The organism is Amycolatopsis antarctica (genome assembly GCF_002262875.1).
Taxonomy (GTDB): Bacteria; Actinomycetota; Actinomycetes; order Mycobacteriales; family Pseudonocardiaceae; genus Amycolatopsis; species Amycolatopsis antarctica.
Window position 1 is genome coordinate 60585 of the sequence record NZ_NKYE01000004.1, and the last position, 16724, is coordinate 77308.

At 70.4% G+C, this 16724-nt stretch carries 15 protein-coding genes and 1 riboswitch; of the genes, 10 read left to right on the forward strand and 5 right to left on the reverse strand.

Translation table 11 applies throughout. The features are described from left to right. Positions 1-279: 279 nt before the first annotated feature. Positions 280-876 carry a PadR family transcriptional regulator gene (locus CFN78_RS08195; protein WP_094862032.1) on the reverse strand — a complete coding sequence of 199 codons (597 nt, stop codon included), beginning with the start codon at positions 874-876 and terminating at the stop codon, positions 280-282. Positions 877-968: 92 nt separating this feature from the next. Between CFN78_RS08195 and metG the strand changes: the two genes are divergently transcribed. The 10 genes from metG (at position 969) to CFN78_RS08245 (ending at position 14366) form a co-directional block, all read left to right on the forward strand. After that, the gene (gene metG, locus CFN78_RS08200) at positions 969-2762 is read left to right on the forward strand and encodes a methionine--tRNA ligase (protein WP_205660461.1); all 1794 of its coding nucleotides are present in this window, start codon (positions 969-971) and stop codon (positions 2760-2762) included. 66 nt (positions 2763-2828) lie between these two features. After that, positions 2829-3665, forward strand: a complete 837-nt coding sequence (locus CFN78_RS08205) for a TatD family hydrolase (RefSeq protein WP_094862034.1) — start codon at positions 2829-2831, stop codon at positions 3663-3665. A 397-nt stretch (positions 3666-4062) separates the two neighbouring features. Beyond that, the gene (locus CFN78_RS08210; protein WP_240519354.1) at positions 4063-5457 is read left to right on the forward strand and encodes a resuscitation-promoting factor; all 1395 of its coding nucleotides are present in this window, start codon (positions 4063-4065) and stop codon (positions 5455-5457) included. A 44-nt stretch (positions 5458-5501) separates the two neighbouring features. After that, positions 5502-6401, forward strand: coding sequence for a 16S rRNA (adenine(1518)-N(6)/adenine(1519)-N(6))-dimethyltransferase RsmA (rsmA, locus tag CFN78_RS08215; protein ID WP_240519334.1), 900 nt, complete (start codon positions 5502-5504; stop codon positions 6399-6401). 59 nt (positions 6402-6460) lie between these two features. Next, positions 6461-6549: riboswitch (SAM riboswitch) on the forward strand. A gap of 217 nt (positions 6550-6766) precedes the next feature. Beyond that, entirely contained in the window at positions 6767-7777 is a 1011-nt protein-coding gene (locus CFN78_RS08220) for a methionine ABC transporter ATP-binding protein (protein WP_094862036.1), read from the forward strand. Positions 7778-7926: 149 nt separating this feature from the next. Then, positions 7927-8886 (forward strand): 4-(cytidine 5'-diphospho)-2-C-methyl-D-erythritol kinase, encoded by a 960-nt coding sequence (locus tag CFN78_RS08225; RefSeq protein WP_094862037.1) that lies wholly within the window; start codon positions 7927-7929, stop codon positions 8884-8886. Continuing rightward, a complete protein-coding gene (locus CFN78_RS08230; RefSeq protein WP_094862038.1) occupies positions 8883-9293 on the forward strand; it encodes an ASCH domain-containing protein in 411 nt (136 codons plus the stop codon). The genes CFN78_RS08225 and CFN78_RS08230 overlap by 4 nt, the downstream gene beginning before the upstream one ends. Next, positions 9294-11081, forward strand: coding sequence for an ABC-F family ATP-binding cassette domain-containing protein (locus CFN78_RS08235; protein ID WP_094862039.1), 1788 nt, complete (start codon positions 9294-9296; stop codon positions 11079-11081). A 137-nt stretch (positions 11082-11218) separates the two neighbouring features. Next, positions 11219-12907: a fatty acyl-AMP ligase gene (locus CFN78_RS08240; protein ID WP_094862040.1), complete on the forward strand. Its 1689-nt coding sequence runs from the start codon at positions 11219-11221 to the stop codon at positions 12905-12907. A gap of 130 nt (positions 12908-13037) precedes the next feature. Further along, on the forward strand, positions 13038-14366 hold the full coding sequence (locus CFN78_RS08245; protein ID WP_094862041.1) for an FAD-binding protein: 1329 nt from the start codon (positions 13038-13040) through the stop codon (positions 14364-14366). Positions 14367-14464: 98 nt separating this feature from the next. Here CFN78_RS08245 and CFN78_RS08250 read toward each other — a convergent pair whose 3' ends face one another. The 4 genes from CFN78_RS08250 to CFN78_RS08265 all read right to left on the reverse strand — a co-directional run bounded on the left by CFN78_RS08250 (position 14465) and on the right by CFN78_RS08265 (position 16672). Next, positions 14465-14806: a DivIVA domain-containing protein gene (locus CFN78_RS08250; RefSeq protein ID WP_094862042.1), complete on the reverse strand. Its 342-nt coding sequence runs from the start codon at positions 14804-14806 to the stop codon at positions 14465-14467. 30 nt (positions 14807-14836) lie between these two features. Next, positions 14837-15205 carry a DivIVA domain-containing protein gene (locus tag CFN78_RS08255; protein WP_094862043.1) on the reverse strand — a complete coding sequence of 123 codons (369 nt, stop codon included), beginning with the start codon at positions 15203-15205 and terminating at the stop codon, positions 14837-14839. A gap of 183 nt (positions 15206-15388) precedes the next feature. After that, on the reverse strand, positions 15389-15994 hold the full coding sequence (gene pth, locus CFN78_RS08260) for an aminoacyl-tRNA hydrolase (RefSeq protein ID WP_094862044.1): 606 nt from the start codon (positions 15992-15994) through the stop codon (positions 15389-15391). A 12-nt stretch (positions 15995-16006) separates the two neighbouring features. Beyond that, a complete protein-coding gene (locus tag CFN78_RS08265; protein WP_094862045.1) occupies positions 16007-16672 on the reverse strand; it encodes a 50S ribosomal protein L25/general stress protein Ctc in 666 nt (221 codons plus the stop codon). Positions 16673-16724 lie beyond the last annotated feature (52 nt).

Sequence of the window (16724 nt, forward strand, 5' to 3'; positions counted from 1 at the left end):
GCATGTCGTGTCGTGCTCTTCGGCACCCTGTGTCGTGCGTTCTGGCATGCCGTGTCGTGCGTCTGGGCGCAGTGGTGCGCGCACGGCTTCGTCCGCGAGCGCTCAGCAAAGCCCCTCGAAGTCTCGTTTCCCACAGGGGTGCCGTATCGCCCGACACGGGGTGCCCCACCGCCCGACACGGGGTGCCGTAGAGCCCGACACGGGGTGCCGTAGGGCCCGACACGGGGTGCCCCACCGCCCGACACGGGGTGCCGTAGGGCCCGACACGGGGTGGCTGGGTCAGGTGGGGGAGGGGGAGCCGAAGGGCTGGGCCGTGTCGTCGGCCATCGTCAGCTCGCCGTTCTCCAGACGTTCGACCTGGTCCGAGGTCCACGTCATCGCGGCGTCGAGCTGGCCGAGCCAGAGGCGGTACAGCGAGAGCACGTGCTCGGGATGCCCCCATTCCGTGCTGCGCTCCATCGTGTCCAGCACGTTGAGGCGGTAACCGCTGAGCTTGGTCAGCCGGTGGGCGAGCAGGCTGACGGCCATCTTCCGCGGCAGCGTCGTGATGAACACCAGCGCCGCCTGCAGTTCCGGCGCGCTGTGGACGTCGTTACGCGCGTCCGAGAGCATCGTGGTGAGCAGGTCGAAGAACTCGCGCTCACCGTCCTCGGTGAGTTCGTACGCGGTCCGCTCCGGGCCCGAGCCCGCTTCGATGTCGACCTCGCGCAGCAGGCCGTCGGCGGTCAGCTTCCGTAGCGCGTGGTAGATCGAGCCCGGCTTGATGTTGCCCCACTTGTCGGCGTTCCACGACAGCAGCTCGCGGCGGACCTGGTAACCGTGGGTCCGCCCGACCATCCGCACGACGCCCAGCACCATCAGTCTCGTCGCCGACACCTTGGCCTCCTCGCACCGGGGTTCGTCACGCGGGTCGGGTGGAACTCTCCCTGGTAACAATGCACGAGACGGCTTCCGTAGGCTAAACAGGCATGAGCACTAATGTGTTGACCGCGGTGGCCTGGCCCTATGCCAACGGCCCCCGCCACATCGGCCACGTATCCGGGTTCGGGGTTCCCTCCGACGTCTTCTCGCGCTACCAGCGAATGGCCGGCAACAACGTGCTCATGGTCTCCGGGACGGACGAGCACGGCACGCCGATGATGGTCCAGGCGGACAAGGAGGGCCTGACGGCGCAGCAGACCGCCGACAAGTACACCCGCCAGATCGGCCAGGACCTGCAGGGCCTCGGTCTGTCCTACGACCTGTTCACCCGCACCACGACGGGCAACCACTCGGCCGTCGTGCAGGAGATATTCCTTGCCCTGCACCGGAACGGCTACGTGGTGCCGAAGACGACGCGCGGCGCGGTCAGCCCGTCGACGGGGCGCACTCTGCCCGACCGCTACATCGAGGGCACCTGCCCGATCTGCTCCTACGACGGCGCGCGCGGCGACCAGTGCGACAACTGCGGCAACCAGCTCGACCCCTCGGACCTGATCAACCCGAAGTCGCGGATCAACGGCGAGACGCCCACCTTCGTCGAGACCGAGCACCTGTTCCTCGACCTGCCCGCGTTCACCGAGACGCTCGGCAAGTGGCTGTCCACCAAGACCGACTGGCGGCCGAACGTTCTGAACTTCACCAGGAATCTGGTGGACGACATGCGTCCCCGCCCGATCACCCGGGACCTGGACTGGGGTGTGACCATCCCGCTGGACGGCTGGAGCAACCAGCCGCTGAAGAAGTTCTACGTCTGGTTCGACGCGGTGATCGGCTACTTCTCCGCCAGCGTCGAGTGGGCCCGCCGTTCCGGTGACCCGGACGCCTGGAAGCAGTGGTGGAACAACGAGGACGCCCGCTCGTACTACTTCATGGGCAAGGACAACATCACCTTCCACGCCCAGTTGTGGCCGACGTTCCTGCTCGGTCACAACGGTGCGGGCGACCGCGGTGGCGAGCCGGGACCGTACGGCGCGCTGAATCTGCCGGACGAGATCGTCTCCAGCGAGTTCCTGACGATGAGCGGTTCGAAGTTCTCCACTTCGCGCGGCACCGTCATCTACGTCAACGACTTCCTGCGTGAGTTCGGGCCGGACACCCTGCGGTACTTCATCGCCGCCGCCGGGCCGGAGACGCAGGACAGCGACTTCACCTGGGACGAGTTCGTCCGCCGCACCAACTCCGAGCTCGCCAACGAGTGGGGCAACCTGGTCAACCGCTCGGTGTCGATGGCGTTCAAAAACAACGGCGAGATTCCCCGTCCGGCCGCGCCGAAGCAGGCCGACGAGGAGCTCAAGGCCTTGTCGCGCAAGGCTTTCGGCACCGTCGGCGGGCACCTGCAGCGGTCCCGGTTCAAGGCCGCCGCGAACGAGGCGATGCGCGTGGTGACGGCGGCGAACCGGTACCTCTCGGACCAGGAACCGTGGAAGCTCAAGGAGGACACCGAACGCCGCGACAGCGTGCTGCACACGGCGCTGCAGGTCGTGTCCGACGCGAACACGCTGCTCACCCCGTTCCTCCCGCATTCGGCGCAGAAGGTGCACGAGGCGCTGGGTGCGAGCGGGATCTGGGCGGCACAGCCGGAACTGCGGGAAGTGGACGACCTGGACATCCCCGGGCGGGTCAACCCGATCATCACCGGGGACTACGCGAGCGAGCAGGCGCGCTGGGAGTCCACGCCGGTGGAGGTGGGCCGCAAGCTGGACAAGCCGACCCCGTTGTTCGCCAAGCTGGACGCGAAGCTGGGCGAGACCGGCCCGGAGTGGGCCCCGATCGAGCGATAGCAGCAGGATCGCGGGGCGGTACCGGTTCACCGGTGCCGCCCCGCGCGTCCGGTGAGGACTTCCGACATGAGCAAGCAGGAGCGCGGCCGTCCGCCGCTGCCCGAGCCGCTGGGTGTGCCGACGGTCGACTCGCACACCCACCTGGAGGCGTGCGGGGCCGAGACGGCCGCCGACGTCGCCGAGATCGTCGATCGCGCCGAGTCGGTCGGCGTGACCCGGGTGGTGACCATCGCCGATGACCTCGACGCCGCCCGCTGGGCCGCGCAGGCGTCCACTTGGGACGATCGCGTCTGGGCGGCCGTCGCCATACATCCCACGCGCACCAAGGATTTCGGCCCGGCCGAACAGTCCGAAGTGGAGCGTCTGGCCGCCGGTGAGCGGATCGTGGCGATCGGCGAGACGGGCCTGGACTACTACTGGGACTACTCGCCGCCGGACGCGCAGCGGGAGGCGTTCCGCTGGCACATCGACCTGGCGAAGCGGTTGCGCAAGCCGCTGATGATCCACGACCGCGAGGCGCACGAGGACATCCTGCGTGTACTCGACGAGGAGGGCGCGCCGGAGGACGTCGTCTTCCACTGCTTCTCCGGCGACGAGGATTTCGCGCGACGATGCGTGGACAGGGGTTTCGTGCTGTCGTTCGCCGGCACGGTGACGTTCCGTAAGGCGTCCGGGCTGCACGACGCGGCCCGTTTCGTGCCGTCCGGCCAGTTCCTGGTGGAAACCGACGCGCCTTTCCTGACGCCGCACCCGCACCGGGGCAGGCCGAACGAGCCGTACTGCGCCGCCTATACCGTGCGGGGCATCGCTGAGCTGCGGGGACAGTCCGCGGAAGAGGTCGCGGAAGCGGCAAGGGTGAACGCCGAACGCGTATTCCGGTTGCCCGTTGTCACCTCGCCTTGAACGCATTGCGACGATTGGTCTACACCGATCGGCCGGCCGTGAAGTGATGAAGGTCACGAGATCGCGGGTCGTGTTTGCGCAACCCCTAAGGGTCCGTTACGGTCCCGTGACCGTGCCGGTTGATCCGCGGATCACGCAGACCAGACCGGTACGCCCACAGTCACGTCAGTGCGCGTCGGGGAAAGCGGTACCGGGAGTAGTCGGCCCGGGTCGCGGGGATGGCGCTGGCTGCGGGTCTCGAAAGACATGTGCGGAACGTGCGTGTTGACGTGAAGGCATTCGTGCCTGTGCGAAAGGGATCTACCCGGTGACTGATAGGCAGTGGCGCACCGACGCGCGCCATGACTCTTCGTTCGACATGTTCGGTTCCTCGTACCGTTCCGGTTCGCTGGCCACGATGGAGCGGCCGAACTTCGACGACTACGACTACTCGGGCTACAACGAGTACTCCGCCGACCCGCGCATCACCGGGCACGACGTGATGACCGCGCTGGGCTCCGACGCGGACGCCCTGATGGCCGAGGCCGACGTCGACGTCGACGAGTTGATCCGGCTGATCAACGCCGAGACCACCGTGATGCCCGCGATCCGCGTTCCGGACTCCGTCCGTGCCGAGCGCGCCGCGCTGGCCGACGTCGAGCCCGAGGACGAGCTCGTCACCGCCACGAAAACGTGGAAGAAGCGTTTCCTCAAGGGTGCGGCGCTGGCCGTGCTGATCACCCTCACCGGCGGCGGTGCCGCGGCGATGGCGATGAACAAGTCCGTCACGGTCAACGTGGACGGCACCGAGCAGAGCGTCAACAGCTACGGCGACACCGTCGGCGAGGTGCTGGAGGACGCCGGCCTGACGGTCGGCGCGCACGACTCGCTCTCCCCGTCCCCGCAGGCCGAGGTCGGCGACGGCGGCGTCATCAAGCTCGAGCGCGGCCGCCAGCTCAACGTGATCGTCGACGGTGCCCCCCGCGAGTCGTGGGTGCGGGCCACCAGCGTCGACGAGGCGCTGACCCAGCTCGGCATGCAGGACCTGCTGACCAAGCAGGGCACCTGGTTCTCCGCCCCGCAGAACGGCGCCGTGCCCCTCGAGGGCATGACGCTGGAGATCAAGACCCTCAAGACCATCACGCTCTACGACGGCGGTCAGGCCCCGCGTGAGCTGTCCACCAACGCGCTCACCACGCAGGAGCTCCTGGGCGAGCTCAACCTGCAGCTCGGCGCCGAGGACAAGGCCGAGAGCGGCCTGGACGCCAAGCTGACCGACGGTGCCGAGGTGCGGGTCAGCCGCACCGGCGTCTCGGTGATCAACGAGACCCAGCCCATCGAGTCCCCGGTCGAGGAGATCGAGGACCCGGAGATGGAGCAGGGCGAGGAGAAGGTCGAGGAGGAGGGCCTTCCCGGCGAGAAGATCGTCACCTTCCGCGTCACGAAGAAGAACGACGAAGAGGTCGGGCGCGAGGAGATCGAGACCAAGGTCGTCAAGGAGCCGACGAAGAAGGTCGTGCGCGTCGGCACCAAGGAGCCGGAGCAGCCGCAGATCTCCGACGAGGGCGTCTGGGACCGACTCGCGCAGTGCGAGGCGACCGGCAACTGGGCGATCAACACCGGCAACGGTTTCTACGGCGGCCTGCAGTTCGACAAGCAGACCTGGAACTCCTACGGCGGTGACGCCTACGCCGCGATGCCGCACCAGGCCTCCCGTGAGCAGCAGATCGCGATCGCGACCAAGGTCCGTGACGACCGCGGTGGCTACGGCGCGTGGCCCGGTTGCTCCAGCAAGCTCGGCCTGCCGCGCTGACGACCGCCCCCGGCGTCCCGGTGACGGCTCGCTAGGCTCTGCCGGTGACCGCTGCCCCCGACGTCCGGCTGCTCGGCCCCGCGGAGATCCGCGCGCTGGCCGGGGAGCTCGACGTCCGGCCCACGAAGAAGCTCGGGCAGAACTTCGTGCACGATCCGAACACCGTCCGGCGCATCGTGGACCTGGCCGGGGTCGGTGCCGGTGACGTGGTGCTGGAAGTCGGCCCCGGCCTCGGCTCACTGACGCTCGGGCTGCTCGGCTCCAGTGCGGACGTGGTGGCCGTCGAGATCGATCCGGTGCTGGCGGGCAGGCTTTCGGAGACCGTCGCCGAGCGCGGCGGGTCCGCGGCCGGCCGGCTCACCGTGCTGACCGCGGACGCGCTCCGGCTCGCCGCCGCCGACCTGCCGCGAGCCCCGACGGCGATCGTGGCGAACCTGCCGTACAACGTCGCGGTGCCCGTCGTGCTGCACCTGCTCGCCGAGCTGCCCTCGCTGCGCACCGGCATGGTGATGGTGCAGACCGAGGTGGCCGACCGGATGGCCGCGGGACCGGGCGGCCGGGTCTACGGCGTGCCGAGCGTCAAGCTCGCCTGGTACGGCAACGCCCGCAAGGTCGCGCCGGTGCCGCGCGCGGTGTTCTGGCCGGTGCCCAACGTCGACTCCGCCCTGGTCGCGTTCGAGCGCGCCGGGCAGCGTGCCGAGAGCGAGCGAGTCGCCGTGTTCGCCGCCGTTGACGCCGCCTTCTCCCAGCGGCGCAAGACCCTGCGTGCCGCGCTGGCCGGCTGGGCGGGTTCGGCCGACCGGGCGGGCGAGATTCTGGTCGCCGCCGGGGTCGACCCTCGGGCGCGGGGGGAGCGGCTCACCGTCGAGGACTTCACCCGGATCGCCGCCGCCCGCGAGGCGCCGTGCCCGCAGGGTGCCCGGGAGACGCCGCCGACCGTGTGATCTCGGCCAAGCTCGCGGCCCGGGACTTGCATACGGCTCGCCGTTGCGCTGTACTCATGAGGCCATCCTGAGCGGCCGAGAGACCTGGCTCGACGACGCCGCAGCAACCACCCTTCGGGGCAGGTGCTACCGCCAGGACCGATGGAGGAACTGTGTACCGGTCCCGAATGCTCACCAGGCGCCGAGTCGTCGACGAGGGTCGCCGCACCGTCAGTGCGTGTCGACGTCACAACGCCCGCACCTGAGTTTCGAGCAGTAGTCCCCTTCTCAGCCGAATCGTCCGTGGTCTTCGAGTCCACATAGGACGGTCACCCGGTGACGGTCGGCGCGCCCACGATCTGGCCGCGCCCTTCCCAGGAGTACCCGTGATCACAGTAGAGAACGTCAGCAAATCCTTCGCAGGCAAGGGCTCAGCCGTCACCGCCCTGCGGGACGTGAGCCTCCGGATCCCGGCGGGCGCCATGTACGGCGTGGTGGGCCCCGCGGGTTCCGGCAAGTCGACCCTCGCCCGGTGCGTCGCTCTGGACGAGCGTCCCGACCGGGGAACCGTCCGGCTGGACGGCCTGGACACCGCCACGCTCCAGGGGCGCAGGCTGCGCGAGGCACGCAGGCAGGTCGGCGTGGTCACCGCACGTCCGGAACTGCACAACGAGCGCACCGTGGCCGGCAATGTGGCGGTCCCACTGGAACAGCTCGGCCTGGACGCCCCGCAGCGACGCGAGCGCGTCGGCACCCTGCTCGACCTGGTCGGCCTCGCCCGTGGCGCCGCCTTGCGCCCGAGCGAGTTGACCGAGGGGCAGCGCAGGCGCATCGCCGTGGCCAGGGCGCTGGCGACGGGCGCGCCGGTACTGCTGGCCGACGACGCGACCGGCGCGATCGCCGAGGAGGAGACCGGCGGTGTGCTGCAGGCGCTGGACCGTGCCCGTGCCGAGTTGGGAGTGACGGTGCTGCTGACGACGCAGGAGGCGGGCATCGCTCGCCGCGTCTGCGACGATCTCGCCGTGCTGGAGCGCGGCGCCCTGGTGGAGAGTGGTTCCCTGCTCGGCCTGCTGTCCGATCCCACCAGCCGCACCGCGCAGGCCCTGCTGCCCGCAATCGAGACCACCCGCGCCCAGTCCGCGCGGTACGAGCGTTCGGTCGACGTGGTCCTGGTCGGCTTCGCCGCGATCGGTTCGCTGCTGCCGGAGGCGGGCAGCCGCTTCGGCGTCGAGGTGGCGACCATCGGCGGCGGCGTGACCAGGGTCGGCGAGACCCCCGTCGCGCACTTCCGCCTCGGCCTGCGCGGCGAGCGTTCGGACGTGGCGCTGGCCTGGATCTCCGAGCGTGGCGGCCACGTCACGCACACCGCCCGCGGCCCGCAGGGCGTCGCCGCCTGAGCCTCCTGGTCCGCCTGAGCTGCCCGTACACCGGTTGCCCACGGCCCCGCCCGGATCGTCGGGGCGGGGCCGTGCCGGACGCGATCCGTGCAGGTGACGAGGTTCGCGCCTCGCGCACGTGCCGCCGGTGGGCAACGTAGGCTGGTCGGGTGCTCGCCGTAGTCCCGCCACCAGTCACCGTCCGGGTGCCGTCGAAGATCAATCTGCATCTCGCCGTCGGTGACCTGCGCGATGACGGCTACCACGAGCTGGCCACGGTCTTCCACGCGCTCTCGCTGACCGACGAGGTCACGGTCGCCACGAGCGACGACCCCGGCGTGGAGGTCTACGGCGAGGGCGAGGGCGTGGTGCCAACGGGGGCGAACAACCTCGCCTGGCGGGCGGTGCAGGCACTGGCCGCGCACGTCGGACGGCCCGAGCCGAAGATCCGGGTGGCCCTGCGCAAGGGAATCCCGGTCGCCGGCGGAATGGCGGGCGGCAGTGCCGACGCCGCCGCCACCCTGGTCGGGCTCGCCGCACTGTGGCGGTTGGAGATCGGCCGGGACGAACTCGCCGGGATCGCCGCCAAGCTCGGCAGCGACGTGCCGTTCGCGCTGTACGGCGGCACGGCACTCGGGACCGGCCGGGGCGAACGGCTCGTCCAGGTGCTCTCCCGGCACCCGTTCCACTGGGTGCTCGCCCTCGACCAGAAGGGCCTGTCGACGCCCTCGGTGTTCCGCGAACTCGACCGCCTGCGCGAGGCGGGCGATCCGCCGCGGATCGGTTCGCACACGCCCGTCGTCGAGGCGCTCGCCTCGGGCGATCCGCGTCAGCTCGCCCTGCTGCTGGGCAACGACCTGCAGGCCGCCGCCGTGTCCCTGCGGCCCGGTCTCCGCCGTACCCTGCGCGCGGGGGTGGACGCCGGGGCGCTGGCCGGGACGGTGTCGGGTTCCGGCCCGACCTGCGCCTTCCTCTGCGACGGGGCGCAGTCGGCCGTCGAGGTGGCCGCCTCGCTCGCGGGCGCCGGGGTCTGCCGCACGGTGCGGGTTGCGCACGGTCCGGTGCCCGGTGCCAGGGTGGTGGGCGGCGAGGAGTCGCCGCGGTCCGCTCCACCGCAGGTGCACGCGTGAACGACGCCGAGTTCGCCTTCCCGGGGCCGTTGCGTGACCAGCTCGTCGCGGCGATCCTCGCCGGCGCCAAGACGTCCACGAGTGGTCTGGTCGCCGAGTACGAGCGGTACGGCGAGAAGCTGCCGGTGGCGGGCGAACGGGAGCGGGTGGTCGACTCGACGGGCCGTGGTGTCGCCGTCATCGAGACCACCGCGGCACGGGTCGTCGCACTGTCCGAAGTGGACCTGGCGCACGCGCGGGACGAGGGCGAGGGGTTCGAGACGGTCGCGCAGTGGCGGGCCGGGCACGAGCGGTACTGGCACGGAGAGCAGATGCGGGCCGCGCTCGGCGACCCGGATTTCACCGTGGATGACGACACAGTCGTTGTGTTGCAACGTTTTCGAGTGGTGGAAAGAGTCGGCCCGTAGATGGTGAACCTGGTCAACCTGGAATCGGTCGACAAGTCCTACGGGGTGCGACCGCTGCTCGACGGTGTCTCCCTCGGCGTGGCCGCGGGCGACCGCATCGGCGTCGTCGGCCTCAACGGTGGCGGTAAGACCACCTTGCTGGAGGTGCTCGCCGGGGTCAGCGCACCCGACTCCGGCAGGGTCAGCAGGGTCGGCGGCCTGCGGATGGCCGTGGTCACCCAGCGCACCGAACTCCCGGCCGGCAGCACGGTCGGCGAAGTCGTGCTGGCCGGGTACGACATGGAGCACGAGTGGGCGGCCGACGCCCGCGTTCGTTCCATTGTGGACGGTCTGGGTATCTCGGCGCTGGGCCTCGACTCGACGACGTCCACGCTCTCCGGTGGGGAACGCAGGCGCGTCGCGCTGGCCGCCGCGCTGGTGGCCGAGCTGGACCTGGTCGTCCTGGACGAGCCGACCAACCACCTCGACGTCGAGGGTGTGCACTGGCTGGCCGAGCACCTGCTGAACCGCCGGATCGCGGTCGTGGTCGTCACGCACGACAGGTGGTTCCTGGACACCGTCTGCGGACGTACCTGGGAGGTCGTCGGCGGGCGCGTCGAGCAGTACGAGGGCGGCTACGCGGACTGGGTGTTCGCCCGCGCGGAACGTGCCCGGCTCGCGGCGACCGTCGAGGAGAAGCGGCAGAACCTGGCACGTAAGGAACTGGCCTGGTTGCAGCGCGGGGCGAAGGCGCGGACCTCCAAGCCGCGCTACCGGATCGAGGCCGCCGAGGCGCTGATCTCCGACGTCCCGCCGCCCCGTGATTCGGTGGAACTGCTCAGCTTCGCCCGGCGCAGGCTCGGCAAGACGGTGCTGGAGCTGGAGGACGTGTCGCTGGCTGCGGGCGATCGGACGCTGGTCGACGACGTCACCTGGCGGGTCGGCCCCGGCGACCGGATCGGCCTGGTCGGTGTGAACGGTTCCGGCAAGACGACCCTGCTGCGCCTGCTCGCCGGTGAGGCCGAACCGGTGGCGGGCAGGCGGATCCAGGGCAAGACCGTCAGCCTGGCGCATCTTCGGCAGGAACTCGACGATCTGCCTGGTGACCTGCGCGTGTTGCAGGCCGTCGAGGCGATCGCCGGACGGGTGGTGCTCGGCAAGCAGGAACTGTCCGCCTCCCAGCTCGCGGAGAAGCTCGGGTTCCCGCCCGCGCGACAGTGGACGCCGGTGGCCGACCTCTCCGGCGGTGAGCGCAGGCGGTTGCAGCTCGTCCGGCTGCTGATGGCCGAACCGAACGTGCTGCTGCTCGACGAGCCGACGAACGACCTGGACATCGACACCCTGCAGCAGCTCGAGGACCTGCTCGACTCCTGGCCGGGAACGCTGGTGGTGGTCTCGCACGACCGGTACCTCACCGAGCGCGTCTGCGACAACGTGGTCGCGCTGCTCGGCGACGGCAAGATCACGCACCTGCCAGGGGGAATCGAGGAGTATCTGAGCCGCCGTGCGGCGGCGGTCCAGGCTCCCGGCCGTTCCCAGCGTTCGGAGCGGCCATCGGCGCGTCCGTCCGAACAGGACGGACGCAGGGCAGGGGCGGCGGAGAAGCGGGCCGCGTCGAAGGAACTCGCCAGGCTGGAGCGGAAGCTGGACACCTTGCACACCAAGGAGTCGAAGCTGCACGACGCGCTCGCACTGGCGGCCACCGACCCTGGTCGGTTGATGGAGCTCAACGCCGAGCTCAAGGCCGTGGTGGCGGAGAAGGACGAGATCGAACTGCGCTGGCTGGAAGTCTCCGAAGCCGCCGAGTGACCGGCTGACCGCGACCGTCCGCCGGGCGGGCGGAACCTCGTCGGCGTGATCGCCTCGACGGCAGTGGCCGGGCACCGGGTGCGGGCCAGGTGGTGACGAGCGGCGGGCCGGTTCGCCGCACCCTTTACAGTTGCCGCATGAGTCGGTTCGTGGACACGATGGTCGCTTCGGCGACGGCAGACGGTCGGCAGCGTGGGATGGTCACGGGCGAGCCGGGCGAACCCGTCCGCCGCACCTGGGCCGAGGTGCACGAACAGGCCCGCCGGATCGCGGGCGGCCTGGCCGGTGGCGGATTCGAGGCCGGGGGCGCGGTCTCGGTGCTCGCGGCGGCTCCCGCCCTGATCGCGCCGACCGTGCAGGGCGTCTGGCTCGCCGGCGGCAGCGTCACCATGCTGCACCAGCCGACGCAGCGGACCGACCTCGCCGAATGGGCCGAGGACACCGTGCGGGTGCTGCGGATGATCGGTTCCGAACTCGTCGTGCTGGGCGAGCCGTTCGACGCGCTCGCACCGGTGCTCACCGAGCACGGCATCGGCTACCTGTTGATCTCCGAGCTGCTCGGCGCCGAGCCGATCGCCGCGCCGGTGCCGTCCGAGGAGGACGCGCCCGCGTTGCTCCAGCTCACCAGTGGTTCCACCGCCGACCCCAAAGCCGTGCGGATCACCCACCGCAACCTGTTCGCCAACGTCACGGCGATGGTGGAGCAGGCCGAGTTCGACTTCGACACCGACGTGATGGTGTCCTGGCTGCCGACCTTCCACGACATGGGCATGGTCGGCTTCCTCACCGTGCCGATGATCTTCGGCGTCGAACTCGTCAAGATCACCCCCGTCGAGTTTCTCACCGGCCCGCTGATCTGGCCGAAGCTGATCACCAAGTACGGCGGCACGGCGACGGCAGCCCCCAACTTTGCCTACGCCATCGTCGGGCGCAGGCTTGCCCGCGTCGACTCCGACGACGACTACGACCTGTCCAGCCTGCGCATCGCGCTGAACGGCGCCGAGCCCATCGACGAGTCCGCCGTCCAGGCCTTCACCGACGCCGGTGCCCGCTTCAAGATGCCACCGGAGTGCGTGTTCCCGGCGTACGGCATGGCGGAGGCGACGCTGGCCGTCTCCTTCGCGCCGCTGTTCACCGGCCTGACCCTGGACGTCATCGAGGCCGATCCGCTGGAGTCGGAGAACCGGGCCGTCCCGGTGCCCGAGGGCGATCCGCGGCGAGGCACCGACGAGGTGCGCTCCTTCGCGCTGCTCGGGCACCCGCTGCCCGGTCTGGAAGCCGAGATCGTGGACGCGCGTGGTGACCGGCTCGGTGAGCGGCAGGTCGGCGAGATCCGGTTGCGCGGCGAGGCCGTCACGCCCGGCTACCTGACGATGGACGGCCCGCTGGCGACCCAGGACGCCGAGGGCTGGCTGGCCACCGGCGACCTCGGCTACCTCGTCGACGGGCAGCTCGTGATCTGCGGTCGCAGCAAGGACGTCATCATCATGGGCGGCCGCAACCTGTACCCGACCGACATCGAGCGGGCGGCGACCTCGGTGGACGGGGTGCGTCCCGGCAACGCCGTGGCCGTCCGCATCGACGCGGGCAGCAGGCGCGAACGCTTCGCCGTGGTGCTGGAGTCCAAGGCGGCGGGCGACGCGGGCGAGGAGCGCAGGCTGGTGAAGGAGGTGTCCGCCCGCGTCCGGGACGCCGTGGACGCCCGCCCCTACGCCGTCGTCGTGCTCCCCGCGGGAACGCTGCCGAAGACGCCGTCGGGCAAGGTGAAGCGCGCGGCCACGGCCACGCAGTTCGCCGAGCGGATCAACGGCGCGGCCGCCGGTTAGGCCCCGGCTCGCGGGTACGTCCGAGCGACCCGAACGACCTCGACGACCTGAACGCCCCGCGCGCCGACGAGATCCGGCGGTGGGAAACGTGCACGGGCAACGGATCCAGCACCGAGGAGCAGCGAATCGCATGGCAGCGCACGACAGCGGATCCGCGGCGGATGGCGCCCTGACCCGCCCCTGGGAAAGCCACGACTTCGGTCGCACGGTCCACCGCATGCCCCGCCGGGTAGCCCGCCCGTCCACCGTCGAGGAGGTCGCCGAGCTCGTACGCGGCGCGCGCGGCGAGGGCATCGGTGTCGCCGCGCGTGGGCGCGGGCACGGCATGAACGGGCACGGACTGGTCGAGGACGGCCTGCTGATCGACCTCGGCGATCTCGACGACATCGGCGCCGTGGAACCGGACCGGGTGCGGGTCGGTGCCGGCGCCACCTGGCACCAGGTGCTCGCCGCGACCACCGCGCACGGACTCACCCCGCCCGCGCTCACCGACTACCTGCACACCTCCGTCGGTGGCACCCTCTCCGTCGGTGGCGTCGGAGGCATGGCGCTGCACCACGGCATGCAGACCGACAACGTGCTGGCCCTCGAGGTCGTCACCGGCACCGGCGAACTGGTGACCTGTTCTCCGACGCGGGACCGGGAGCTGTTCGACACGGCGCGTGCCGGGATCGGACAGGTCGGGATCATCGTGCGCGCCACCGTGCGCCTGGTGCCCGCCTTCAACCACGCGAAGTGGTTCCACCTCGCCTACACCGACACCGCCGCCATGATCGCCGGCCAGCGCACACTGCTGGCCGCGGGCACACCCTCGTTCCTGCAAGCCCTCGGCGCCTTCGACGACACCGGCACCTTCATCTGGAGCATCGACGCGGTCTTCTTCACCGACGTCCCCGAGGACGTCACCCCGGACATCCTCGGCGACGTCCACGCCACCGAGATCACCAGCGACACCCTGCCCTACAGCGCTTTCGCCGACCGGGTCGCGCCCGTGATGGAGCTGCGCCACCAGAGCGGGGACTACTGGGCCCCGCATCCCTGGCTCAACCTGTACCTGCCCGACGCGATCGTCGACGCCGAACTGCCCGCCGTCCTCGCCGAGCTGACCCCGCAGAACATGGGCAGCACCGGCGCCCTGCTCACCTACCCCATCCCCACCGGCAAGGTCACCACTCCCGGTATCCGGCTGCCCGAGGCCGGCACCGCGTGGCTGATCGCCGTCCTGCACTCCGACGTCGACAAGCAGACCGACGGGCTCGCCACCTGGGAACGCCGCAACCGCGACATCTACGACCGGCTCCGCCGCAGCGGCGCCACCCAGTACCCGATCAGCCCGCCGACCTTCACCGCGGCCGAGTGGCGCGAGCACTACGGCACGCACTGGGACACCCTTGCCGCCGTCAAGGATCGCACCGACCCGGACCGGATCCTGACCCCCGGCACCGGCATGTGGAACTGACCGACACCAGCGAATCGCTTACGGCACAACCGATCCGGGAGTACTCGGTCAACGCTGTCGACGGCCGGCGTACGTCCCGGGGATGTCTCCGGACAGGCTCAGGCGTTGCTGCGCAGGCGTCGCCAGATGGACTTGCGGCCGTGCGAGTCCTCCAGCGCCGGTGCGATGTACGCACGGGCGAAATCCGCCCGTGCGGCCAGCGTGCTTTCCACCTGGCGCAGGAAGGCGTCCACCGCCGCACGGTCGTAGCCGCGCTTGCCCAGTGGCGCCCTGCCGAAGGCGACGCGGTGCACGTCGTCCGCGGTCAGCCGGTCCTCCCCTTCGAGGGTCTGCGCCACCCGGTGCAGGAACGCGTCGACCTCGATCTCGTGGTATCCCTTCGCGCCGAGCGAGGCGGGGGTGAAGCGGATTTCCAGTACGTCCTCAGCGGTCACGGCCATGGCCGGCCTCGCAATCTCCGTCGGGGTGGATCAGCGGGGATATGACGATGTGGCGGTCGAGCGGCCGGTGGCGTCCTGCCGGGTGGCGGCCGTGGTGGCCTGGTCGTGTTCGCGGGCGCAGGGCACACCCGGGGCGACGGCGCCGGTGAGGTGCACCAGTTCGTCCTCGACGCGATCGAGGAACTCGTCGACCTCGCGCTCGTCGTAACCGCGCTTGCCGATCATCGGCCTGCCGAAGATGACGTGGTGCACCTCCGCGGGCGTCAGGTCGTCCTCGCCCCGGAGCGTTCCGGCGATCCGGTCGAGGAATTCGTCGACCTGATCACGGGCATACCCGCGCCTGCCGATCGGCGCGTTACGGAACTCGACGTCGTAGACGTCTTCGGCGGACAGCGACATCACACGTTCTCCCTGGTCTCCGGGCCCGGTCCGCATTCCGTCCTACGCGGTCGCGAGCGTCGCCGCCAAGAGCTGGGACGTGGATCGACTCGAACAGGGGCGTGATGTCAACGCCAATGGGTGAGTGGCCGGTCACCGATCGCGTTCGCGCACGAGCGGACGCACGGGCACCACCGGGGACGGTCAGCCGGCGTGGAAGGCGTTCTGAGCGGCGGCCAGACCGTGCGCGACGAGCGACTCCACGGCGTCGGCGCAACGGTCGATCTCGAACGCCAGTTCCTTGCGTTCGGTCGTGGAGAAGTCCTTGAGGACGTAGTCGGCGGGGTCCATCCGGCCGGGCGGCCTGCCCACGCCGAAGCGCACCCGGTAGTACTCCTTGGTGCCCAGCGACTTGGTGATCGAGCGCAGCCCGTTGTGGCCGTTGTCGCCACCGCCGAGCTTCAGTTTCAGTGCGCCGTAAGGAAGATCGAGTTCGTCGTGGACGACGACGACCCCGGAGTGCGGGATCTTGTAGAACCTGGCTGTGCCGACGACGGCGCTGCCGGAGAGGTTCATGAACGACCGGGGCTTGGTCAGCGCGACCTTGCGGCCGGCGAGCCTGCCCTCCAGCACGTCCGCGCCGCCCTTGTGCGACTTGAACCGGCCGCCGATCCGGGCGGCGAGTTCGTCGAGCACGAGGAACCCGATGTTGTGCCGGTTGCCCTCGTACCGGGGCCCGGGATTGCCGAGGCCGGCGAGCAGAATCTGCTCGCCGGCTCCGGGGACATCGGGGGAAGAGGAGTCTTCCACCGGAGGTTTCTCCTACTCGGAGTCCTCGGCGGGCTGCTCGGTGGCAGCGGCGTCCTCGGTCTCCGGCGCGTCCTCGACGACACCGGCACCCTCGGCGTCGACGTCGGCCTCCATCGAGGCCTCGGACGGCGCCTCGTTGACGGCGACGACCAGGTACTCGGGGTCGGTCAGCAGCTCGGCGCCCGCGGGGATCTGCACCTGCGAGGCGAAGACCTGCGTACCGGGCTGTGCGTCGGCGATCGAGACCTCGAACTGCTCCGGAATGTGCAGCGCCTCGACCTCGATGGAGACGGTGTCCAGGTCCTGGGTGACCAGGGTGCCGGGGGCCGGGTCGCCGGTGAGGACGAGGGGCACGTCGACGGTGACCTTCTCGCCCTTCTTCACCACGAGCAGGTCGACGTGCTCGATGTAGTTGCGCAGCGGGTGCACGGTGATGGTCTTGGTCAGGGCCAGCTCGGTGCCCTTGTTGCCACCGGCCTCGACGTCCAGGGTGAGGACGGCGTTCTGGCCGTTCTCCCGGACGACGCGGGCGAACTCCAGGGCGGGCAGCGCCAGGTGACGCGGGTCCGAGCCATGGCCGTAGAGCACCGCGGGGATCTTGCCGGAGCGACGGGTGCGGCGCGCTGCGCCCTTGCCGAACTCGGTGCGCGGCTCGACGGACAGACGTACCTCGGACACGGTGCTGCTCTCCTTGCGGTGGGGATCTCAGGCAATGGTGCTGTGGCTTCGA